This window comes from Bacillus sp. FSL M8-0049 (genome assembly GCF_038593355.1).
In the GTDB taxonomy this organism is placed as follows: domain Bacteria; phylum Bacillota; class Bacilli; order Bacillales; family Bacillaceae; genus Bacillus; species Bacillus safensis.
This window is the reverse complement of record NZ_CP151986.1, coordinates 1,237,633-1,260,507: the sequence shown is the minus strand read 5'-3', so window position 1 is coordinate 1,260,507 and position 22,875 is coordinate 1,237,633. Positions and strand designations below refer to the sequence as shown.

At 40.5% G+C, this 22,875-nt stretch carries 21 protein-coding genes, 1 pseudogene and 3 riboswitches; of the genes and pseudogenes, 6 read left to right on the top strand and 16 right to left on the bottom strand.

Annotated features, from left to right (window positions below):
- Positions 1-251 precede the first annotated feature (251 nt).
- Both NSU13_RS06430 and htpX read right to left on the bottom strand, forming a co-directional pair.
- Positions 252-1,598 (bottom strand): TrkH family potassium uptake protein, encoded by a 1,347-nt coding sequence (locus NSU13_RS06430; protein ID WP_080701186.1) that lies wholly within the window; start codon positions 1,596-1,598, stop codon positions 252-254.
- Between the two features lie 144 nt (positions 1,599-1,742).
- Positions 1,743-2,642, bottom strand: a complete 900-nt coding sequence (gene htpX / locus NSU13_RS06425; protein ID WP_041116432.1) for a protease HtpX — start codon at positions 2,640-2,642, stop codon at positions 1,743-1,745.
- A 278-nt stretch (positions 2,643-2,920) separates the two neighbouring features.
- Between htpX and NSU13_RS06420 the strand changes: the two genes are divergently transcribed.
- Positions 2,921-3,637 carry a DUF1836 domain-containing protein gene (locus tag NSU13_RS06420; protein ID WP_025092320.1) on the top strand — a complete coding sequence of 239 codons (717 nt, stop codon included), beginning with the start codon at positions 2,921-2,923 and terminating at the stop codon, positions 3,635-3,637.
- Between the two features lie 123 nt (positions 3,638-3,760).
- The gene (locus NSU13_RS06415) at positions 3,761-3,958 is read left to right on the top strand and encodes an alpha/beta-type small acid-soluble spore protein (RefSeq protein WP_034281522.1); all 198 of its coding nucleotides are present in this window, start codon (positions 3,761-3,763) and stop codon (positions 3,956-3,958) included.
- Positions 3,959-3,994: 36 nt separating this feature from the next.
- Here the strand turns inward: NSU13_RS06415 and NSU13_RS06410 are convergent, their stop codons facing one another.
- The 4 genes and pseudogenes from NSU13_RS06410 to NSU13_RS06395 form a co-directional block, all read right to left on the bottom strand.
- Positions 3,995-5,173, bottom strand: a complete 1,179-nt coding sequence (locus tag NSU13_RS06410; protein ID WP_342489944.1) for an anti-sigma factor domain-containing protein — start codon at positions 5,171-5,173, stop codon at positions 3,995-3,997.
- Entirely contained in the window at positions 5,170-5,925 is a 756-nt protein-coding gene (gene sigI, locus NSU13_RS06405; RefSeq protein ID WP_003210952.1) for an RNA polymerase sigma factor SigI, read from the bottom strand. Before sigI ends, NSU13_RS06410 begins: the two co-directional genes overlap by 4 nt.
- Positions 5,926-6,140: 215 nt before the next feature.
- Positions 6,141-7,032, bottom strand: a pseudogene (locus NSU13_RS06400) (TerC family protein).
- Positions 7,028-7,134, bottom strand: a riboswitch (yybP-ykoY riboswitch). It overlaps the preceding pseudogene by 5 nt.
- Positions 7,135-7,211: 77 nt before the next feature.
- Positions 7,212-7,826 carry a DedA family protein gene (locus NSU13_RS06395; RefSeq protein ID WP_034281519.1) on the bottom strand — a complete coding sequence of 205 codons (615 nt, stop codon included), beginning with the start codon at positions 7,824-7,826 and terminating at the stop codon, positions 7,212-7,214.
- 246 nt (positions 7,827-8,072) lie between these two features.
- On the opposite strand from NSU13_RS06395, the gene NSU13_RS06390 reads away from it, so the two are divergent.
- A complete protein-coding gene (locus NSU13_RS06390) occupies positions 8,073-10,493 on the top strand; it encodes an EAL domain-containing protein (protein WP_041116424.1) in 2,421 nt (806 codons plus the stop codon).
- Between the two features lie 30 nt (positions 10,494-10,523).
- On the opposite strand, the gene NSU13_RS06385 is transcribed toward NSU13_RS06390, so the two are convergent.
- From NSU13_RS06385 to NSU13_RS06375, 3 genes are all read right to left on the bottom strand, one after another.
- Positions 10,524-10,988 (bottom strand): MarR family transcriptional regulator, encoded by a 465-nt coding sequence (locus NSU13_RS06385; RefSeq protein ID WP_087975546.1) that lies wholly within the window; start codon positions 10,986-10,988, stop codon positions 10,524-10,526.
- A gap of 357 nt (positions 10,989-11,345) precedes the next feature.
- Entirely contained in the window at positions 11,346-11,510 is a 165-nt protein-coding gene (locus tag NSU13_RS06380; RefSeq protein WP_034281517.1) for a stress protein, read from the bottom strand.
- A gap of 37 nt (positions 11,511-11,547) precedes the next feature.
- Positions 11,548-11,703 (bottom strand): hypothetical protein, encoded by a 156-nt coding sequence (locus tag NSU13_RS06375; RefSeq protein WP_087975683.1) that lies wholly within the window; start codon positions 11,701-11,703, stop codon positions 11,548-11,550.
- A 192-nt stretch (positions 11,704-11,895) separates the two neighbouring features.
- Between NSU13_RS06375 and NSU13_RS06370 the strand changes: the two genes are divergently transcribed.
- Positions 11,896-12,225, top strand: coding sequence for a MerR family transcriptional regulator (locus NSU13_RS06370; protein ID WP_024424656.1), 330 nt, complete (start codon positions 11,896-11,898; stop codon positions 12,223-12,225).
- A 34-nt stretch (positions 12,226-12,259) separates the two neighbouring features.
- Here the strand turns inward: NSU13_RS06370 and NSU13_RS06365 are convergent, their stop codons facing one another.
- The 7 genes from NSU13_RS06365 to NSU13_RS06335 all read right to left on the bottom strand — a co-directional run bounded on the left by NSU13_RS06365 (position 12,260) and on the right by NSU13_RS06335 (position 18,659).
- Positions 12,260-12,658 carry a membrane lipoprotein lipid attachment site-containing protein gene (locus tag NSU13_RS06365; protein WP_034281516.1) on the bottom strand — a complete coding sequence of 133 codons (399 nt, stop codon included), beginning with the start codon at positions 12,656-12,658 and terminating at the stop codon, positions 12,260-12,262.
- A gap of 308 nt (positions 12,659-12,966) precedes the next feature.
- Positions 12,967-14,325, bottom strand: coding sequence for a magnesium transporter (gene mgtE / locus NSU13_RS06360; protein ID WP_024424654.1), 1,359 nt, complete (start codon positions 14,323-14,325; stop codon positions 12,967-12,969).
- Positions 14,326-14,532: 207 nt separating this feature from the next.
- Positions 14,533-14,697, bottom strand: a riboswitch (M-box (ykoK) riboswitch).
- Between the two features lie 133 nt (positions 14,698-14,830).
- Positions 14,831-14,971: a hypothetical protein gene (locus tag NSU13_RS06355; RefSeq protein ID WP_003212346.1), complete on the bottom strand. Its 141-nt coding sequence runs from the start codon at positions 14,969-14,971 to the stop codon at positions 14,831-14,833.
- Positions 14,972-15,251: 280 nt separating this feature from the next.
- Complete coding sequence (locus tag NSU13_RS06350) at positions 15,252-15,770, bottom strand: PepSY domain-containing protein (RefSeq protein WP_065214285.1); 519 nt, start codon at positions 15,768-15,770, stop codon at positions 15,252-15,254.
- Between the two features lie 93 nt (positions 15,771-15,863).
- The gene (locus NSU13_RS06345; RefSeq protein ID WP_342489943.1) at positions 15,864-16,553 is read right to left on the bottom strand and encodes a PepSY domain-containing protein; all 690 of its coding nucleotides are present in this window, start codon (positions 16,551-16,553) and stop codon (positions 15,864-15,866) included.
- A 66-nt stretch (positions 16,554-16,619) separates the two neighbouring features.
- On the bottom strand, positions 16,620-17,969 hold the full coding sequence (locus tag NSU13_RS06340) for an ATP-binding protein (RefSeq protein ID WP_034281513.1): 1,350 nt from the start codon (positions 17,967-17,969) through the stop codon (positions 16,620-16,622).
- 3 nt (positions 17,970-17,972) lie between these two features.
- Positions 17,973-18,659, bottom strand: coding sequence for a response regulator transcription factor (locus tag NSU13_RS06335; protein ID WP_034281512.1), 687 nt, complete (start codon positions 18,657-18,659; stop codon positions 17,973-17,975).
- A 443-nt stretch (positions 18,660-19,102) separates the two neighbouring features.
- On the opposite strand from NSU13_RS06335, the gene NSU13_RS06330 reads away from it, so the two are divergent.
- On the top strand, positions 19,103-20,062 hold the full coding sequence (locus tag NSU13_RS06330) for a S8 family peptidase (protein ID WP_024424648.1): 960 nt from the start codon (positions 19,103-19,105) through the stop codon (positions 20,060-20,062).
- A 113-nt stretch (positions 20,063-20,175) separates the two neighbouring features.
- Positions 20,176-20,367, top strand: a riboswitch (cobalamin riboswitch).
- Positions 20,368-20,516: 149 nt separating this feature from the next.
- Positions 20,517-22,805 carry a 5-methyltetrahydropteroyltriglutamate--homocysteine S-methyltransferase gene (gene metE / locus NSU13_RS06325; RefSeq protein WP_034281511.1) on the top strand — a complete coding sequence of 763 codons (2,289 nt, stop codon included), beginning with the start codon at positions 20,517-20,519 and terminating at the stop codon, positions 22,803-22,805.
- Positions 22,806-22,875 lie beyond the last annotated feature (70 nt).

Here is a 22,875-nt window from a genome sequence, read left to right as displayed (position 1 = left end):
ATTTAGCCAGTTAGATAATGGAAATAAAAAAACAGCATTCGAATTGAATGCTGTAAGATGTTGACAAAGGGCCAAAATGAAGATCATTTTGGCCCTTTGTTTTCATTTCAGCGTGATAGAAAACCTTTGAAGTCTAGGAAGGACGAGCACCGGAACGGAGCGAATTTGACATTCGTGAGTACCAGAGCGCAGAACTGCGGGCGAATGCGAGGGTTTGTCTACACGCTGACAGCATTCAAATTGAATGCTGTTTAGCCAATAATGACGCGCTCTTTCGGATAATGATAATTTGCTTCGCTTTCTCTTCGGCCTATTAAATATAAAAAGCTTGGAATACCGATCCGGCCAATAAACATGACAACCATGATGATACATTTACCAAACACAGTGAGATCTGAGGTGATCCCAAGCGACAGCCCCGTTGTTCCGAAAGCAGAGCAGACTTCAAATAAATTTTCAAGAAGTGTATTATGCTCTGTTAAGGATAACAGGAACGTAGCGCCAAAGACCAAAATAAAGGCCATCATGGTTACCATAAGGGATTTATTAATATCCGCTTGATGAAGCTCTCTCTTGAAGATTTTAATGGACTTATTTCCCCTAGCAAAATGAAACAAGGCAAGTAAATTAAGAGCAAACGTAGTTGTCCGAATGCCGCCCCCCACAGAGCTTGGGGAAGCCCCGATAAACATGAGCATACATAAAAATAAAAGCGTCGGTTCCGTCAGCTGCGTAATATCTAGCGTTGTCAGCCCCCCGCTTCTTGTTGCAGTCGATTGAAACAAAGAATAGAACAAGATTTCGTGCCAGCTTTTCCCTACAAAGCTAAACCCGGCTTCAAGTGCATATATTCCAATCGCTCCAACAACCACAAGGCCGCCGAACGTGAGCGTTGTGATTTTTGTAAACAATGAGAATGATGCGTGCTTTCGGTCCTGATTGAACAAATAATCCTTCACTTCCACGAGCACAGGAAAACCAATCGCTCCAAAAATAATCAGCAGCATCGTAATAAACTGGACGAAATAATCATCTTTGTAAGGAATAAGAGAACTCCCTGTAATATCGAAGCCCCCATTGGTTGTCGCACTAATACTTGAGAAGAAGCCATGTAAGAAAGCGCCTTGCACATCGTAATACTTGAGAAAATACATGCTCAAAATCAGCCCGCCGACAAACTCAATCAGCAAAATTAAATATAAGACCTGCTTCATTAGTTTCACAATTCCAGATAAATTGCTTTGGTTTTGATCTGCCATGATAAGCTTTCTTTCTTTAATTCCAATTCTTTTTCGCATAACTAGCCATACGAAAGTACCAAGCGTCATAATGCCGATGCCTCCGATTTGCAGAACAAATGCAAGGATCCACATCCCTGCCACACTAAATGTTTGTGAGGTGTCGACAACAGTCAGTCCTGTAACACTTACAGCACTCACCGCTGTAAACAAGGCATCAATGAATGTCCATTTGACTCCCTCTTGATGAGCCACTGGCAGGCTGAGAAGAATAAACGACACGGTCACAGCAAGAAAATAATAAAGGGCAATCAACTGAAAAGCTGACAGCCGGTCAATTAGCTTTTTTATAGGATTCATTGTCATTCCTTCTTTTATCTATCTTTTCGAATACCTTTATCATTTTAATGAAAAGAGACATGATTTTAAAGCTATTTTATGCTTTATTTTCTTTTTCATCAAAAAGAAAAGACATCCTGTTAAAGAATGTCTTTTTCCTCTTTCTTATTTTGCTTCTAGTCTTCTGATTCTTTCGTTTAAATCAGGGTGTGTTGAGAAAAGAGAAGCTTTTCGTTTACCGCTGATTTTAAGTGTAGCGACTGCTGTTTGATCATCATCTTTGATTCTTGACGTGTACGCCTCAAGTGAACGAAGCGCATGAATCATTTTATCTTTACCTGCAAGGTCGGCTCCGCCGCGGTCTGCATGGAATTCACGGTGTCTAGAATATGCAAACACGACAAGGCTTCCTAGGATAGAGAAAATGATTTGGAAAACAATCACAGCGATAAAATGAACAATCGGCACAAGCTCTTCGCGTGAAACAAAACGGCTTGCGATCCATGCCGCAATTCTTGAAAGGAACACAACAAACGTGTTGACAATTCCTTGAAGCAGCGTCATGGTCACCATGTCACCATTTGCAACGTGAGCGACTTCGTGGGCGATTACACCTTCAACTGCTGCATCATCCATTTCCTGAAGCAATCCAGTTGATACCGCAACAAGTGATCTTCTCTTAGAAGGACCTGTTGCAAAAGCATTTACTTCAGATGATTGATAAATACCAACCTCAGGCATTTTAGAAAGGCCTGCTGCTCTTGAAAGTCTGTGCACGCGGTCAACAAGCTGCTGCTCATCATATGTTAATGAATCCTTTTCTGGATTTAACACGCGTACACCCATCATCATTTTTGCCATCCAGCGAGACATTGCAAGTGACATAAACGAGCCAACAAAACCAACAACTGCACTGAATACAAGAAGATAAAGGATATTAAGTCTTCCGTCTGCTCCTATATAAGAACCAACACCAGTTGCTGCACTAATAACCGACAGTACAATACCAATCGTAGTGATAACAAGAATGTTCGTTAATATAAACAGAAATATTCTCTTACCCATACATAACCTCCGCTGTCATATTAAGTTCAAATGAACTTATTAATAAAATTATAAAAATAAACGTCTCAAATTGCAAGGAAAAAGGAATCACTTTCTTTGTTTATCATAACGGCTAAAGCCCCGTCACATCAATATTTACGACATTTGCCCCAGCAGAAAAGTGAACAAATTGTGACGCACAGGTCTGATTTTGAGTTTATTTTGCATTTTCATCAAAAAGAGACTATGATGTTGAATTAGATCAATAATCACGTTTTGACGTACAAATGAGGTGGAACATGGTTACTTTTAAATTAACGAGAATTGACATGACAAGACTTCTGTATTCTCTAAAAGGAGAGGGAGATCTGACTCCGCTTCAGCTTTTGAAACTATCTGTAAAAAATGGCAAGGATCATGACTATGATGAATTAAAGATCCCGTCTTTTTTTGAGAAGCTTGAACGGCGGAAGCAAAAATCAGAGCATGGTCTTTCTACAAATGAAATTGTAGAGCTTGGCAACTTGTGTGAGCTGACTTCTCTTAAATCGACGGCGATCCAAAATTGGATCAAACGTGATATTAAAGATATGATTGGCCATCCAGAGCTTGGCAAGAAGTACTCTATTGATCAGGTCGTTATTTTATTAATTGTCAGGGATTTAAAATCAGTTTTTGACTTCGATACCATACGTATGATCTTATCTGCCTTATTTAACACCATCACAGATCGAACAGATGATATTATTAGTCCAATCCGTTTTTATGAAGCATATGCGCACGTCCTTGATTTTATTTATCACCATACACAATTTCCATTAAAGGAAACAAATTTACGAGAAATAACCGAGGAGCAGACAGACAAGCTTCATGACGAGTTTACAGAATTGACGAAGAGCCAATGGAATTTGATTAAAGGGATTATCAGTTCTACCGTCTTCTCTGTATTTACTTCTCATTTGCAAAGTACAGCTCAAGAAATGATGTATAATACGCTGCAGCTGAATAAGGGATAAATAAGAACCGAGGTGACCTTCATCATCTCGGTTTTTTGTACAGCAATTGCCAGCATAATTGTACGGCTTTTTTTTCAAAATAAGAAGGCGCAACAAACATGAGGTGAAAGGAGGAATACGAACATGGCAAATCGAAATCAACTTCTTGTTCCTGGAGTAGAACAAGCTTTAGATCAATTTAAATACGAGATCGCTCAAGAATTTGGCGTCACTCTCGGTTCAGATACAGTTTCACGTGCAAACGGTTCTGTTGGCGGTGAAATCACAAAAAGACTCGTTCAACAGGCTCAATCACAAATGGGTAATCAATCTAAATCATGACATGGTGAAATACGCCGGAGCTATTCTGGCGTTTTTTTATTGTTGATATGTGTGCTCATGCCGGTTCTCGCGATAAGGAAACGGTGCACCTTTCCCTTTTTGCTTTGCATGTTCTCTTTTTTGTTCAGCGGATGGATGGTTCTGATCCCTGCCGTTTTTTTTTGCGTGTTTTTCTGCATCACCACGTGATGTACCGTTCCAGTGTCTTCTTTCATCAGGATCAGTTGAGTGATTTTTTTTTTGCTCTTTATCGAAAGAATGATCCTTTTCTTCCTTTATGTTGCTGTCTTTGCTTTCATTATCAGGTTTTTGAGGCTTTTGAACAGATCCTTGCTCTTCCCTCTCTACCTCCTTCTGCTCTTTGTGCTCAGCTTCAGGAGCCTCTTGATCTGGCTGCATCTCTTCGCTATCGTCTGTCTTTACGTCTTCTTGATTGTCTTTATCTGCTTGTTCTTCTTCATGTTTCTTAGGATCTTCTTCCTTCACAGCATCGTTCTCTGCTGCGTCTTCATCCTTTTTGATGTCTTCATGTTCTTTATTTTGCATTTCTTGATTTCTAATATATGTTCCTGTTGAAATGCCTGCCTTTTGAGCTTTTTCTCTTGTTTCCAGGTCACTTTCCACAGTTTCCAGCTTATAATTGCGTTTTTGATATTCACCAGAAATGGTGTTAATTTTGCTTTTTACGTTTGTTTTATATGTATTGTCCTGCTTGTTTTCATAAACGGTTGAAATATAAATACTTTTAGAATTGTTCACATATCCTTTTTTGTCACAGTCATCTATAATTTCCTGCACGACTTTGGTCATGTCGTTTTTTTCTAAATCCTTCATACTCGCCAGTACTTGCTTTGCATCTTTATTCAGCGGTGTGACACCGATCACTTGATAATTGTGATCAAGCTTCAGCTCAAAGCTTGGATTAATGTCAATTGTCATATACGCATATGCTTTTTGACTTGAGAAAGATGGCATCATAGTAAAAATCACGACAATAATCGCTGCTATTGATAGGATTCCTGCATTTAACGGACGTAAACGAAGCAGGTCAAAAAAACCGGCTCTTTTTCTTTCGAGACGTGATTCATTCGGAAATGTCACTTCTTGGCCGATTTCATAGTTTTGCTCTTCATATTTTGTCCGCAGAAATTGTCCATCAGGGGTCAGCAGCGTGACATATTTTTTGTTTTTCTCTACTATAATGCCTCTTCTCATGAATTAAGCACCCCTTTAAGGTAATCTTTCAAATACACATAGTCACCTGTCATAATGATCGCCATCGCAATGATATATTTTCTATTTCTCTCAATCGTTTTGCGGCTGACTTCCACTAGCTTTTCCAGCTGTTTGACAGGCAATTGTTTTTTCTGAAATAAAATGGTTCTCAGCTCATCGTGTTCAACGAGTGTATGGGCTACTTTAATGGCATTTTGCCTGGCATCTGCATGCTTTGGTGAATGCTCAAGCAGCTCTTGAAACGTGAGACCGTAAACTTTCAATCGTTCTTTAAAATGTTCAATCTCTTCTCTTCTATGTTCTTGTTCAATTAAACGCCTATATTCATTTGCAGAGAGCTCTGCTTCAATCATGCTTTGAGAGTATTCGCCATTCTCACTTTCTTGCAGGTCCATTTGAACCGTTGGCGCATTTCTTGCTTCTTTTCGAATATAGTCAATCACTTTTCTTTTAATAATTAATTCTGCGAAAGCAAGCAGTGAGTTTCCTTTTTCGGCAGAGTATTTTTCTATCGCTTCATTAAAGGCTATTAAGCCTATGCTGAATTCATCATCTTTTTCATCTATATATCGTTTACAAACGGATGAAACCGTCTTAGCGACAAATGGTTTGTATTGCTCTATTAATGCATTTTGCAGTTCGATATCACCTTGTTGAATACTGATAGCCGACTGCTCTAATGTTTGCTTTTTCTTTCCTTTTTTAAACAAAAGGCTAAGCAATGGTTTCACCTCAGTTCTCCCTATATTACTCATTTATGATAGCTAATTTATGAGGGAAGCGCAAAGGAAGAAATGAGGAATTCATTTCCTGTTACTCAATTATGACATGTATGTCACCATCTACTTTACAATGTTTCGTCTAAAAGCAAAGAAATAAGGGGGTATCTCCCCCTTATTTGTAATATACGTGTTATGAAAATGAAATGATATTTCTTTCAAAAAACCTACTCTCCCAGGCGTGCCTCTTGTTTCTCCTCGTTTTCCTGTCCGCCTTTTCTTGATGGACTTGATAAAAACCAGCCAAATGCTGCAATTGCGAGAAGCACTGTCCAGAAAATGACTTTCCATAATGCTGAATGGATAAAATGAGACGATACGACCCCAATAGCTGGATGTGACAGTGTATAAAGCGTGAGCTTCACACCCACCCATCCGACAATGACAAATGCTGCTGTTTCTAGGCTCGGTCTTGTTTTGAGCAGTTTCACAAAGACCGTTGCTGCAAATCGCATAATAACAAGACCAATGATACCGCCTAAAAGAATAACAATAAATTGACCGCCATCGAGTCCGCCGATTTGCGGAAGACTTGTTTTTGGCAGTGTCACAGCTAAAGCGACTGCCGCTAAAATGGAATCTACAGCAAAAGCAATGTCGGCAAGCTCTACTTTCACGACTGTTGCCCAGAAACCGCTTTGTTTCATGTTTGTATCTGTTTCCTTTTTCTTAAATACGTGCGATTTTAAAATATGGTGAATGGAAATATAAAGAAGATAAATTGCACCAATGGCTTGAACTTGCCACACATCCACTAAAAACGAAATAAGAAACAGAGAACCAAACCGCATGACAAACGCACCTGCAAGTCCGTAAAACAGTGCCTTTTTTCTTTGTTTTTCAGGAAGGTGTTTGACCATCACGGCCATGACCAGCGCGTTATCAGCTGCTAAAATCCCTTCTAATCCAATCAGTACGAGCAGAACCCACCCGTACTCTAAAATAATAGCTGCATCCATCATCATTCCTCCTTGTTTTTATCTATTGTCCCACAACAGACAAAGGCTTATGAATGCAAAAAAGACCTTTGCCTGTAATGGCAAAGGTCTTGCTAGACATGTGATATGTAGAATCATGCCAACAAAGCCGATGAACATCTGTCCATGTAATGACGACTTTGTTTCCGGTAAAAACCGGACGCTACTCCCCTTTGGCGGGATTTAGAATATTTAGATTACTTATATCTTAATCAATAGACACTGAATTGTCAACAGGTGACTTTCTGTTCGATCCATTGATTAGGCAGTTGGCGTTTCTGTTTTTCTTTTTCTTCGTTTTATAAATAGGTACAGAACAAACAATAACACAACACCGATTCCAATTGGTAAAAGATAAGGATCTAACATAGCGCCAACCTCTTTCCAGTTCTCCCCAAGCATAAACCCAAGATACACATACACAAACGTAATTGGTGTAATCGCCAAAAACGTATACAGGCAAAAGACCCACACATTCATCTTAGCAATACCGCACGGGATGGAGATCAGTGTTCTGACTCCTGGTATAAACCGGCCGCTGAATGCGACCAATCCGCCATGCTTTTCAAAGAAAGCATCCGATTTATCAAGTGACTCAGGTTTTATAAAAAAGTACTTTCCATATTTATTTAAAAAGGGTCTGCCGCCGTAACGTCCTAACCAGTACAAGGTCAACGGGCCAGCCACGCCGCCAATGGAGCCGGCCGCCACAACACCGATAAAGGCCATGTCCCCTTCTGAGACCCAGTAACCCGCAAGAGGCAAAACCACTTCAGCAGGTACAAATTCAATGCATAATGCGAGGAAGATGCCAAAGTATGACAAGTTCTTAAAGGCATCAGCTAATGAAATAATAAAATCTTCGATGTTTATCAATCCCTTTCACACATAATCATTTGACTGATTCTATCTCTTTTAGAATCACACCATATATTAAACGAATAAAACCGAAGAAACGATTCACTTTTCATCGTTTTTTTACATTAAATTTGATTTTACTATAAAAGAAGGATGAAAAAAACGTTGATTGTTTTATTTAAGTGAAGGAAAGGTGAACACAGAAGCCATTCGATCCGATATATTAAGTATATGTCTGTTTTAAGATACAGGAGGTTTTCTTACATGACCCATTTAACAGGAAGCTACAATGGATGGCTTGTCTTTCTGTCAATCGCTGTCGCCGCTGTCGCCTCCTACTCAGCTCTTCATATAGCCAGCAGGGTAGCACAGTCAAGCGGTGCAAAGAAAAAGGTATGGCTGCTCATTGGTGCAATGATCATGGGAATGGGGATATGGTCGATGCATTTTATTGGCATGATGGCATTTCAAATGCGTGTTGGCATTACATATGATACGTCCTTACTGATTTTATCGATTTTGGCCTCATTTATCGGATCCTTGATTGCTTTTTCAATATGCATTCAAAAGCAGGTCTCTAGAAGAAGGCTGCTCATTAGTTCAATCACTATAGGTACAGCTATTTGCAGCATGCATTATCTTGGAATGGAATCAATGGCCAATGTCTCAATCAGCTATGATCCAGTCCTCTTTTTTCTTTCATTTTTCATCGCTGCCATTGCCTCCTACTTTTCATTGAAGCTCTTCTTTCGTGTTGAGCACATGAAAAGTAAACGGAAGAATTATCTTTTAAAGAGCCTTGGTTCAATGTTGATGGGCGGTGCTATAGCAGGCATGCATTATACTGGTATGGCTGCCTCTACCATGTTTTATCATTCAAATGGACAGGCCGCTGCAGGCGGCTATCTTGAAATGTCGCCATTCAGTCTGTCGATTTTCATCGGATTGATGACACTTATTGTTCAAACGCTGATGATCTTTGGTGCCTATATTGATCACCGGATCATGACGCAGTCAGATCAGCTGAAAGAAAATGAACAGCGGTTTCAATCGCTCATCAAACATAATATAGACGGCATTATCGTGTTATCTGTCGATCGAAAGGTTCTTTCTGCAAATGACTCTGGTAAACAAATCTTAGAGTTGTGCAATTCTAAGATTGGTGATGATGTCAGCCAATATGTGATGCCGACTGAGTTGTGGGAAGAATTTATTTCTCAGTCAAAAAAGGCCATCACACGCGAAGCAGAACTGAAAGCAGCAGATCGTTTTTATTATTATCATGTCACTTACATACCTGTTCATGTGAACAATTCACTCGACAGCATTTATCTTGTTTTAAAAGATTTAACACAGCAGCGGATTGCAGAAAAAGAAATTCATGTGATGGCACATTATGATGCACTAACAGAGCTTCCTAACCGCCGCCACGGCATCAATCATTTAAATGATGTTCTCTCTGCTCAAGAAAAGTCAAAAACATCAACAGCGGTTCTGTTTCTGGACTTAAATCGTTTTAAAATTATTAATGATGCACTTGGTCATAACATAGGAGACTTACTGCTGAAAGCTGCCGCAAACAGACTAACGCAATGTTTACCGGACAATGGCTTTATCGCAAGACTTGGCGGTGATGAATTTTTAATGATCTTTCCCCACATGGATCATGATACACATAAAATCGAACAATTTTCTAAAAATATCATCCATCAATTTGAACGTCCTTTTTTCATCCAGAACCATCAGCTCATTACATCGATCAGCATTGGAATCGCTATCTCTCCGCAAAATGGAAAAAACGGGATGGAACTGATGAGAAAAGCCGATATGGCCATGTATTTATCCAAAAAACATAAGCAAAGCCGTTATGAATTCTTTACCGAATCCATGGAAAGATTGAGTGAGGACAGGTTAAACCGGGAGCTGGAGCTGAGGGATGCCATTCAAAGAGAACAATTTGTCCTTCACTACCAGCCGCAAGTCAGTGCCAAAACAAGAAAAATGACTGGGGTTGAAGCCCTTTTAAGAATGAAGGCACCAGATGGTTCCTTAAAGTCACCTGAAGCTTTTATTGAGCTGGCAGAGGAATCAGGACTGATCATCGATATTGGCAGATGGGTCATTGATACGGCTGGCAAGCAGGCAAAAAGGTGGTATAACGATGGGCTAAAGATCCCTGTGGCTGTCAATTTATCTGCGAAACAATTCAATTCTGAAGACTTAATTGATTTGATCAAGCTGACACTGAAAAAATACGATCTGAAACCGTCACTCTTGGAGCTTGAAGTCACAGAAAGTATGACAATGGACAATATCAAGCAATCAAAACAGGTGTTAACGTCGTTGAAACAGCTTGGCGTCCGCATTAGTATTGATGATTTCGGTACAGGCCACAGCTCATTAAGCTATTTAAAGGATTTACCGATTCATCGACTGAAAATTGATAAATCCTTTATAGAGGATATTTTAAGTGATTCAAAGTCTGAACAGATTACAGGGGCTATTATAGCGATGGGACATCAATTATCTCTCGAAGTGATAGCAGAAGGTGTTGAAACATTTGCACAGGCTCAGCTATTATCTGCCCAGGGCTGTGACGACCTGCAAGGGTTTTATTATGCCAAGCCGCTGCCAGCAAGCGATATTGAAAAATTCATCGCCTATCCGGCGCTGCTTGACACATAAAAAAGGTGCCATCATTGGCACCTTTTCGTTTTATCTAAATAATAAATGCTGACTGTGAATACCTGCTTTTTTCAATAGACTAATCAATTGCTCTTGCTCTTCACGCGTCAGACCAGAGAATGCACGCGCAATCCGAAGAGAGTGGATCGGATAAATCTTGTCAAGATAGCTTCGCCCTTTTTCCGTTAAATGGGCATAAACAGACCGTTTATCCTTGGGGTCCTGTTCTCTTTCAATGAAACCATTTCGTTCTAATTTGTCAATTACGTACGTCACATTCCCGCTGACAAGCAGGAGTCTTGAGCCGATTTGCTGAAGCTTTTGAGCACCTCTTGTGTACAGTAATTCAAGAACGGCAAATTCAGTTGGATTGAATCCATGCTCTTTGCTGTCTCTAATACTGTGTTCTGAAACGCTTTTAAATGCTCTTGCAAAAACCTTGTAAAGCGTCATTGAGCGTTCTACTTCTTCTTCATTAAACGATAGTCTCATCACATATCTACCTCTTATAATATTTTTTTAACTTCAAGGCTGTCTTGCGGTGCAGTTGGAGCCTTTCGTAAAAAATAGAAGTACGTTTTTGAAAACCCTTTCAACCACATAAGTGACTCCATTCGTGTTATGTATAAGGTTTCGATATAAACTTTTAAAATCCTTCTTATTTTTCACAATCATCTCGAAAAAAAGCTTTTTCAGCAAACCATCAAGATGCGACACACTTTAACAAAATCTGTAAAGAATCTATGGTTTCTTACACTTCATTCGCCAAATTTCTACAAAATTCAATATTGCTATAATATTAAACACAAAAAAAGAACCCTTTATGTGACATACGCACATTTCAAGGGATTTTTACAAATAGCGCTCTGTTTTGTTGAAAAAGAAATGATACTCTTTTTTTAAGTCACTAATCGTCATGTCCTTGGCCGCATCAGGGCTGTAAACTCCTAATGAACATAGCTGCTTCGTATAATAATGTCTTTCCTTTGCTAAAGCTTCTTTTAATATACGCCGCACCGATTATCCCTCCTATCAAGTGATTTGGATCGGGTGCTTATGAAGACTTCTTATACAAATCATTTTGCATGGCTCTTAGAAGCGCATGTGCATTCTGACCTGCAGCCTGCATGAATTGCTCAAGCAATTCATCCCTCTTCACATCTAATGCGATGATTTCTTTTGCCATACGAATGATCTGTGCTTGCTCCATCATATGCTCCTCCTCCTATGTCAACTCACCATGATTATATGCCGCCGTAAGATGTATTGCACACTCCCTGTTATCTTTCCTTCCATGGTTTTTTCATTTTTTTCGTTTTTGTGTTATATTTTCTAACAAACGATAGGTTTTTTTCCTTCTCGTTCTATATAATATGAAGAAAAGACTTGCAGGGGTGAGTATATGACGCAGGAAGATGTATCTTATAAAGATAAAAAAGTCATTTCAATCGGGATTGTCAGTGAGCTAACAGGGCTTTCCGTCAGGCAAATCCGATATTATGAGGAACGTAAACTCATTTACCCCCAGCGCTCAACAAGAGGCACACGGAAATATTCTTTTGCAGATGTTGAACGTTTGATGGACATCGCCAATAAACGGGAAGACGGTGTGCAGACAGCTGAAATTTTAAAAGACATGAAGAAAAAAGAACAAGCGCTAAAAAGCGGACAATTTAAGAAAAAAATGCTGGAAGGCCAGATTAACGCACACTTTCGGTATAAAAATCGTTAAACAAAAAAAGAATCGCTCTTTTGAACGATTCTTTTTATTTAGAGGAAGCTTCAGTACCTTCAACAACCCCTACAAAGTCAATCAGCACGCCGCCTCTTTCAGGATCTTCTTTCACCCGCAGGGCAAGTGCCTTTTTCTTCCCGGTTTTTGCATCTTCATAATTCGCGTGGAACACATGAATGCTGGCTTCTTCCAATTGAAAATCCTCATAAGAAAGCGTGTCTATGCCCCATTCTTTTTTCAGCTTCAGAATGTCGTCTGGGCTCGGGACTGCGCCTTCGACGTAGATGTCTTCCATTTTTCTTTTATTTCCTTCGGTGATGGCTTCAAGCATATGCTCTGCAGCCACTAGCCTTCGGTCTTTCCCCTCGTCCTCCCTTTGACATGCACTCAGCAAAAACATACATATCAAAACGAATAAGAATTTCTTCATGTTTCTCTCCCACCTTCTCCTTAAAATGTAAAGGATGGAAGCGCTATATGCAATCTTTATACAAAAAAAGACTGTAAAACGTCATGTTTTACAGTCTTAGATTGTGGACAAGGGGCTAAAATGATGTTTATTTTAGTCCTTTGTCTACCTTTCAGCGCGATCTGAAAACCTTTGAAGTCTAGGAAGGACGAGTACCGGAGCGGAGCGAATTGAACATTCGTGAGCACCGGCACGCAAGAACTGAAAACGAATGCAAGGGTTTGTCGGCGCGCTGAGACTGTAAAACGTCATGTTTTACAGTCTTTTTGCTACATGAGTGTATGAAGGAAAGCTGTCGCAATACCAAAATAGATGAGCAGTGATAAAATATCGTTCAATGTTGTAATCAGCGGCCCAGATGCAATCGCAGGGTCCACGTTTAATCTGTGTAAAATAATAGGCACGATCGTACCTGCCATCGTTCCAATAATCAGTGTGGCAAGCAGTGACGAACCAACAACAAATCCTAAAATCATATTACCCTGCCACACCATTGCGACGACTGTAATAATGATGGAACAGACAATCCCAATGTAAATACTTGTTCGGAGCTCTCTAAAAATCAGGCGCATAATGGTTTTTTTCGTTAATTCTTCTTTTGAAAGTCCTCTAATGACGACCGCAAGCGACTGTGTGCCTGTATTCCCTGTCATTCCGGCAATCATCGGCATGAAGAAGGCTAAGGCGACGACTTGCTGAAGGGTATCTTCAAAGTAATTTAAAATACTGCCTGAAATCAGCCCAATGAATAAGAGCAAAATGAGCCACGGGAGACGCCGGTATGCTGCCACAAAAGCGGGCGTGTCGAACGTAATATCTTTACCAGAGGCAGCGAACTTCTCATAGTCTTCTCCTGCCTCTTGAATGACGACATCAATGATATCATCGACTGTGACGATTCCGACCAGGACATTGTTCTCTTCTACAACAGGAATGGCAAGAAAATCATACCGTTCAATCAGCTTTGCGATTTCCTCCTGATCCTGAAAAGCTCCAACGGCAATGACTCTTGTAAACATAAGATCCTGCACTTTTTCATCTGGTTCACCTAAAATGAGATCCCGGTACGACAGAACCCCTACAAGCTGCTTTTGATCATTAATGACATATAAATAGTTGATCGATTCTGCAATTTCAGCAAAGCTTTTCAGCTTTACAACTGCGTCCTGAACCGTATAGTGCTGAGGAATCCATACGTACCGGTTGGTCATGATCCGGCCTGCTGTCTCAGCAGGATAATTCATGAGAAGCTGGACGGCCTTTGATTCCTCTGCCTCCATGTTTGATAAAAGCTGATCTTTCAGCTCATCATCCATTTCATCAAACAAGTTGGCTAGGTCATCGTTATCCATTTTGTTTGTGACGAAGGTGGCTTTGTCTTTTCCTACTTTTTCAAGCACAATTTCTTGGTATTCGCGCTCAAGCTCACCCATCATTTCCGTCACATCATCGATTGTTAAAAAGCTGAGGAAACGGCCGCGGTGTTTTTCTGGAAGTTCTTTAAATAAATAGGCCATATCATATGGCTGAAGTTCTTCCATAATGTTTTTAAATTCTTTGCGTTTGCCATCTCTTAATAAAATAATGATTCTTAAAATGAGTTCATCGTACGTAATGTTCTGTATCATCGCTGTTACCTCCCCAAAGTCAGGAGATACCCGAATCCCTTAGAATGTGCGGGGTCAGGATCTCCTCTGTCTGATGCGTCAATCTGATCTTTTGACATACTCTCTATGTGTCTCGAATCGGGATGATCCATCCCCACACCTCCTTTTCTCATAAAAAAGCACCTTCAACCGAATGAAGGCGCTTTGTAAGCATGACAAAATAAACACTTGCTCCTTCAATCGTAGAGCTTTAGCACTGTATGGCATAGGATAAAATCCAGCTGCATTAAAAATCACCTTATGTCGATGATTTCTGTTGACCCATTGGCGTCTTTGGACATTTTTGGGCAGCAGCGTATCTCCATACAGGAGCCTCACCTAACGAAGTCTCATATTGTTAACACACTGAGATTACAGAAAAAGCGGAATGATGTCAATAAGCAAGATGCCAAGTATCCTTATGTATTCGCTTACTTTTCAAAAAAAGAGCGATAGACAGCTCAGCCATCGCCCTTTTCATGTCTTTTTATTCCTCTTCAGGCTGATTCATATCCTCTTGGGAGAGGAGATGAAAGGAATCATGCAAAAACAAAGCATATCCTTCTCCATCAGGATGCGGAACGTATTCCGCGTGATCCATTGTTTGCTCTTCTTCTTTTTTCTTCATATTCTCTCGCCTCCTTTCCCGTAGTTTGTCCCAATGAAAAAACCTTACACATGAAAGTGTAAGGTTTGCAGATTGTTGACAAAGGGCTAAAATGATCTTTATTTAGCCCTTTGTCTTCTATTCAGCGTGATAGAAAACCTTTGCAGTCTAGGAAGGGCGAGCACCGGAGCGGAGCGAATTTGACATTCGTGAGCACCGGAGCGCAGGACTGACAAAGAATGCGAGGGTTTGTCTACACGATGAAAACCTTACACATGAAAGTGTAAGGTTTGGTCATAGCTTAATCATCCCATTCTTGCTTCAGGATTTTGCCTGTTTTAGCGGAAATCTCAAAATCAACTTCCTCGCCGCTTGGTGTTGTGATTTCAATTTCGTAAATGTACACACCATTTTCTTTATCTAGATCAGAATCAGTGACTGTGCCTTTTACTTTTGCAAGAGCCATTTTTTCAGCCTGTTTTTTCGTGATCTTCACGTTCTGTTTCTTTTCTTTGACTGGATCATTCATCGCTTTTCCAGTTTTTGCATCGACATATACTTTATATTCAAAGCCGCCTTTTTTGATCTCGACCTCATACACCCATTTTCCTTTTTTACGCTCAAGATCCACATCATCCACATAGCCTTTCACCACTTTTAAGGCTGCTTTTTCAGCTTGTTTCTTTGAAACAAATGACGATTTCTTTTGCACAACTTGCTCGGCTTTTGCTGTTTGATTTGTATTTTGCGCTTGAAGTGTGAAACCACCTGCGACAAGAGTTCCCGTTAATGCTGTAGCTACTAGTACTTTTTTCATCATGTTCAATTCCTCCTCTGTTTGATTTCTTCTCTATCTTAAGAAAACAAGATGATAAAGGAAGGAAAGAAACATGAGAATATCATGAGAAAAGGATTAGTTTTCGTACGTAATGCCCTCAATATCCCCTGTATAGGCGTTCACAAGCACCTCCGCCTCTCTTCCGTCAGGCAAATCCAGCTCCACCTCAAATACGAGCATACCGCTGAATGTTTCAAGATCAGCATCATCCACTGTTCCGCCAACTTCTTTGACGGCAATTTGGATGGCTTCCTCGACAGTGATTTTCGTAAGCTTCTTTTCTTTAGAGATTGGTTTTTTCTTTTCTGCTTCAAGCACCTTAAATGACTGTTTGTCGACCTCGACTTGATATAATTCTTTTTTTGATTGGATGGTAAAAATGAAACGATCTGACGTCTCTTTTTTTTGAATGACAGTTCCGCTCACCTTTTTAACAGCCGCCTCTTCTGCCTGGAGCTCAGCATTTTTTTCATTTGGCTTTTGATAGCTTTTTAACTGTCTAATTTCTTTCATTTGACCGCTTGCAGAAGATGCAATGATTTGATAGATGCCATTTGCATTTTCCAGCGTCATTGTATAGTCCTGTTTATGATTGATTAAATCAATATGTGTAATGTTTCCATTGTAGTCTTTTGCGATCATTTTTTTCATTTCTGCTTCACTTAATATTTTTTGATCAATGGTTTGGATCATGAGCATTGCAAAGGCCGCAAGAATCACAAGACATCCTGCGAGCGCAAGCACCATTTTCGTTTTTCTAGACATGCAGCGCCTCCTTCCTATTTCCTATTTTATAAGGAGGAAATGAGAAATTGATGAGAAAAGACCCATTTATTTCTGAAAAAGAATGGTCATGGCTGTCCCTTCGCCGATACGGCTGTCTACCTTCAGCTCGGCCTCATGTTCTTCTGCAATTTGCTTCGCAATTGAAAGACCGAGTCCGGTTCCGCCCGTCTCACTGTTTCTCGCTTCATCCACACGGAAAAAGCGGTCAAAGATTTTCGGCAGATCCTCTTCTTTTATGCCAATTCCTTGATCAATCACTGAAATAAATGGCTTGTCTTCTGCCCATCCGCAGGTCACATCAACTGGCTCTCTGCTATATTTGACCGCATTATCAATTAAGATGGTCAAAAGCTGTTTGATTTTCTCTTCGTCTCCTTCTGCGATCAGCGGCTGATCTGTCTGCACATGAGATTGAATCGTTCGATTGGTAGCCACTTCAAGTGTATGACAAAGCTGCTTGCACAAATGACCAAGATCAACCGGCTTCATATCCAAGTATAACGGCTGGCCGTTTTTCGCCAATGTCAATAATTGATCTGTCAGTCTTTTCATTTTTTTCGCTTCATCATGAATCGCTTGGGAGGATTCTTCTACAACCTCTGGACGTGTTTGCCCCCAGCGTTTGAGTAAATTGCTGTAGCTCATAATGACGGTAATCGGTGTCTTCAATTCATGGGAGGCATCATGCAAAAATTGCTGTTCTTTTTCATAATGCTTCTCGAGAATCTCGGACATTTCATTAAAGGTTTGTCCCATTTGATATAGTTCATCCTTTGAATCGCCTGTTAATTCAATTCGTTTAAACGCCTTCTCTTTCATACTTGCCTTCATGGTATTCGTCATTCTGCTAATCGGCCGGACAATTTGCTTTGTTAAAACGTGGCCTGCAAAATAGGAAAGCACAATAAACAAAACGCCGGTAGCGATTAAAATCATTTTTAATAACGCTAAGTTCTCTTCCGTATTTTCGATTTCTTCATATACTTGAAGCGACATAATCTCACCATTTGTCCAAATGACCGGAATAGCAGCGAACGCAATCATATGCTTATTGTATTCTTTGATTTCTGCTGTCTGGCCAGATTCGTATGTAAAAGGCAGTGAGCTAAACGTTGATTCCTTTGTGACAGTCAGTTTTGACTCTCCCGTTTCTGTCACGACTCGGATCATACCATTTTGAGGCAGGTACGCCTTCAGCAGCTCCGAGGACGGAAGACCCTCTTCCTCTGATTTTTTTAAAGCAATGGCAATATTTTCAGCCACCTCAGACAAGCGGGACATATCTTTTTGCGTCAAGGTCATCGAAAAAATAAAATAAATGGCTGTATGAAACAAGAGCACCATTAAAAACAAAGACAACGACGTATAAAGCTGAATCTTATTTTTTAATCTCATTCTTTATCCTTTCATCACATAACCCACACCTCTCACTGTGTGAATCAGCTGTTTTTCGAATGGGTAATCGATTTTTTTCCTTAAATAACGGATATAGACATCTACCACATTTGTATCACCGAAATAATCAAAACCCCAAACCGCTGTTAAAAGCTGATCTCTTGTGAGCACTTGCTGCTGATGGTTCAGTAAGTGGACAAGCAGGTCATATTCTCTCGGTGTGAGTTCAAGCATTTGCCCAGCCCTTTGGATTTCTCTTGTTTTCTCGTTGACCGTTAAATCTGCTATGCTCAGCTCTGTCTCCTTTTCTTCTTGTGCATGTATATTCAACCTTAGCTGTGCGCGAATTCGCGCTAATAATTCTTCTATGTCAAAAGGTTTTGTTATATAATCATTCGCCCCAAGATCGAGCCCGCTTACCTTATCAGGAACACTTCCCCTTGCTGTAATCAAAATAATAGGTGTCGCTGTATTTGTTTTCCGAACCCTTCTCAGCACTTCAAGACCGCTTAACTCTGGAAGCATGACGTCAAGCAGCACCAAATCGAAGCTGTCTTCTTCAAGAGCCTGAAGCCCGTCCATTCCTGTCTCTTTGACTGTCACCTCATATCCTTCATATTCAAGTTCAAGTGACAGTACCCTTGCGATTTTCTTTTCATCTTCGACTACGAGTATCTTCCCTTTGTTCATCTCTATCTCTCCTATCTAAAAGGCAAGCTTGTCTTTCCATTATTATATGTTGCCTTTCTCATTTGGAACAGTCACAATCTTCACATCTATTTTTTTATGGAGGGAATTATTTTTGAGAAAAAACATTTAACTTGATCCTTCTTCTCAATTTGTTACTTCATCTCATTATTTTTTAGTCTGCCTCTTTTAGTTCTATTCACCCATTTTCATCTGTACAGGTGCAACCTCACTATGCAGCATTTCCTTCTTTTTCATATGATATCAAGAGTTTTCTTCAAAAGGTGAGCTCTTTCGTCAATATGTGAGGAGAACTGCACTTTTGATAATAGATTGATTATTTTAAAAATTATTACAATTGACCCTTTCCGATCAAAAGTTTCTTTTATACAATAACATTATGCAGCCTGAATCTACTTTGAAAACAAAATAAGGAGGGCTTTCTTATGAAAGGTGAAATTCGCTTAATTCCGTATGAAGTAAAAGCCAATGTGATGGAAGCGAAAGAGACGCCGGAAAGTATTCAGGAGATTAAAGCACCCGAACTTTGGTCAAGTGGCTTCAAAGGAAAAGGCATAACCATTGCTGTCCTTGATACAGGCTGTGACACAGAGCATCCCGACTTAAAAGATCAGATTATCGGTGGGAAGAACTTTACCGATGATGACGATGGAGATGCTGAAAATGTAAAAGACTATAATGGGCATGGTACCCATGTAGCAGGAACGATTGCCGCAACCGATCAAAATGGCGGAATTTTAGGGGTTGCCCCTGAAGCCAAGCTGCTCATCGTGAAAGTTCTTGGCGGTGAAAATGGCAGCGGAAAATATGAGTGGATCATTGATGGCATCAACTATGCCGCAGAGCAGAAGGTGGATATTATCTCTATGTCTCTCGGTGGTCCAAGCAATGAGCCTGCCCTGCAGGAAGCCATTCAAAATGCGGTAAAAAGCGGTGTGCTTGTTGTGTGCGCAGCAGGAAATGAAGGGGACGGGGACGAGCGTACGGAAGAGTTCTCCTACCCAGCAGCATACAATGAAGTCATTGCCGTCGGTTCTGTTTCCCTTGCTAGAGAATCCTCTGAATTTTCTAACGCCAATAAAGAAATCGACCTCGTCGCTCCAGGAGAAGACATTTTATCCACTCTCCCTAACCATAAATATGGCAGGCTCACAGGGACTTCAATGGCTGCCCCTCACGTAAGCGGTGCACTAGCCATTATTAAAAATGCCGAAGAAGAAGCGTTCCAGCGCAAGCTGACAGAGCCTGAGGTTTATGCTCAGCTTGTCAGAAGAACCCTTCCATTAAAACAGTCGAAAGCCCTTGTAGGGAATGGATTTTTATATTTAACTGCGCCTGATGTCCTTTTAGAAAAAACATTAGAAGCAGATCTTTTATCTCTATAGCTTAAATAGAGGTCCTGAGAAAAGATAGAATTTTCTCAGGATTTTTTTAATTAAAATTATTCAAAATTTACTTTGACGAAATGAAGTGAACGTTATATAATCGAACACAATAAATTCATAGTTTGAGAGTCGGTAATTCGATTACACGTCGAATTTTAATTGGGAAGACCGGTGAAAATCCGGCGCGGTCCCGCCACTGTGAGTGAGGAGAGCTTTTCTCAGGAATCCACTGTCATTAGGATGGGAAGGATGAAAAGCTTGCAGATTCACCAGCCAGGATACCAGCCGCTCTATCACATCAAACCCCCTACGGTTGATAGGAGATGTCGGAAAAGCGTCAGTGATACTCACGCCTTATTTCGCACACACATTTTGTCTTTTAAACCAGACATTTACCTCATCAATCATGATCATGAGCGTAAATGTCTTTTTATATTTAGAGGAGGAATTGGAATTGACAATTGTTAAAACAAGTAATCTAGGCTTTCCGCGCATTGGTTTAAACAGAGAATGGAAAAAAGCACTTGAGTCTTACTGGAAAGGTCAAACAGACCGCGAAACCCTCTTAAGCACACTGGATGAACAATTTTTAACTGCCATTAAAACACAAATCGATCAACAAATTGATGTTGTTCCTTCTGGAGACTTTACCTTCTATGATCACGTGCTGGATACCGCTGTTATGTTCAATTGGATTCCAGAGCGCTTCCGCAGCTTAAAAGACCCGCTAGATACATACTTCGCGATGGCAAGAGGAACAAAAGATGCCGTCTCAAGTGAAATGACAAAATGGTTTAATACAAACTATCACTACATCGTTCCAGAATACGAAAAAAGCACAGAATTTAAACTCACACACAACAAGCCGCTTGAAGCTTACGAAAAGGTGAAAAAGGCGTTTGGTGTTGAAACAAAACCGGTTGTACTTGGTCTATATACATTTGTCTCACTTTCTAAAGGTTATGAAGCAAATGAAGTGAAAGAAATCCAGCAGCGTCTAGTGCCGCTTTATACTCAGCTTTTAAAAGAACTTAAAGAAGCAGGCGTCAAATGGGTTCAAATTGATGAACCTGCACTTGTCACAGCTTCCAGTGAAGACGTAAAATCCGTAAAAGAAATTTATCAAACGATCAAAGAAGCCGTACCTGGCTTGAACATTCTTCTTCAAACATACTTTGATTCAGTAGATGCGTATGAAGAGCTTGTCACATATCCTGTTGAAGCAATTGGTCTTGATTTTGTCCATGATCAAGGGCGCAACCTTGATCAAGTGAAAAAGCACGGCTTCCCGAAAGATAAAATTTTAGCAGCAGGCGTCATTGATGGAAGAAATATTTGGAGATCAGACCTTGGCGAAAGATTATCCTTTATTTCTGAAGTCATGGCTGACGTTCAGCCGAAAGAAGTGTGGCTGCAGCCATCAAGCAGCTTGCTGCATGTGCCAGTTGCCAAACACCCAAGCGAACAGCTTGAAGAAAAACTATTAAACGGACTGTCTTATGCCACTGAAAAGCTGGCTGAATTGACATTACTAAAAGAAGGTTTAACAAAAGGAGCAGCTGCCATTGATGCTGATATTAACGAAGCAGCACAAGCACTTCTTACCTTAAAAGAGTTCGCAAAAGGAACAAATGCGGATCTAACAGCGGAACGCAACAATCTTTCATCGAAAGATTTTAAACGTCCAGCTGCCTTTGAAGAACGCCTTCGTATCCAAAACGAATCTCTTGAGCTCCCGCTTCTTCCAACAACAACAATTGGCAGTTTCCCGCAGTCTGCCGAAGTGCGCAGTGCTCGTCAAAAGTGGCGCAAAAATGAGTGGACAGATGCAGAGTATGATGAGTTTATTAAGAAAGAAACAAAACGATGGATTGATATTCAAGAAGAAATTGGTCTGGATGTGCTCGTACATGGGGAATTTGAACGTACAGACATGGTTGAATACTTCGGTGAGAAGCTAGCCGGATTTGCCTTTACAAAATTTGCTTGGGTACAATCCTATGGATCACGCTGCGTGAAGCCGCCAATCATTTATGGAGATGTAGAGTTTACAGAGCCAATGACAGTGAAAGAGACGGTATACGCACAAAGTTTAACAGAGAAAAAAGTCAAGGGCATGCTGACAGGACCTGTTACCATCTTAAACTGGTCTTTCCCAAGAACGGATATCTCTCGCAAAGACATTGCTTTCCAAATTGCTTTCGCTTTGCGTAAAGAGGTAGAAGCTTTAGAAGCAGCTGGTATTCAAGTGATCCAAGTGGATGAGCCTGCGCTAAGAGAAGGTCTTCCGCTCAAAGAAAGTGATTGGGCAGAATATTTAAACTGGGCAGCAGAGTCATTCCGTTTATCTACATCATCCGTTCAAAATGAAACACAAATTCATACACATATGTGCTACAGTAACTTCGAGGATATTGTCGATACAATCGAAGACTTGGATGCTGACGTGATTACAATTGAACATTCACGCAGTCATGGCGGATTCCTCGATTACTTAGAAAAACACCCGTATTTGAAAGGACTTGGACTAGGCGTTTATGACATCCATAGCCCGCGCGTTCCATCTGTTGAAGAAATGAGCGAAATCATTGATGATGCGCTGAACGTTTGTCCGACAGATCGCTTCTGGGTGAATCCGGATTGTGGTCTAAAAACTAGACAAGAGCCTGAAACCATTGCTGCTTTGAAAAACATGGTCACAGCTGCTGAAGTCGCTCGTAAAAAGCTGGCGCAGCATGCATAATTGAATGTCCCTCCCCTGCTGAACGCGGCAGGGGTTTTTTATGCGTAATTTGGCCTGTTCGATCTCCTGC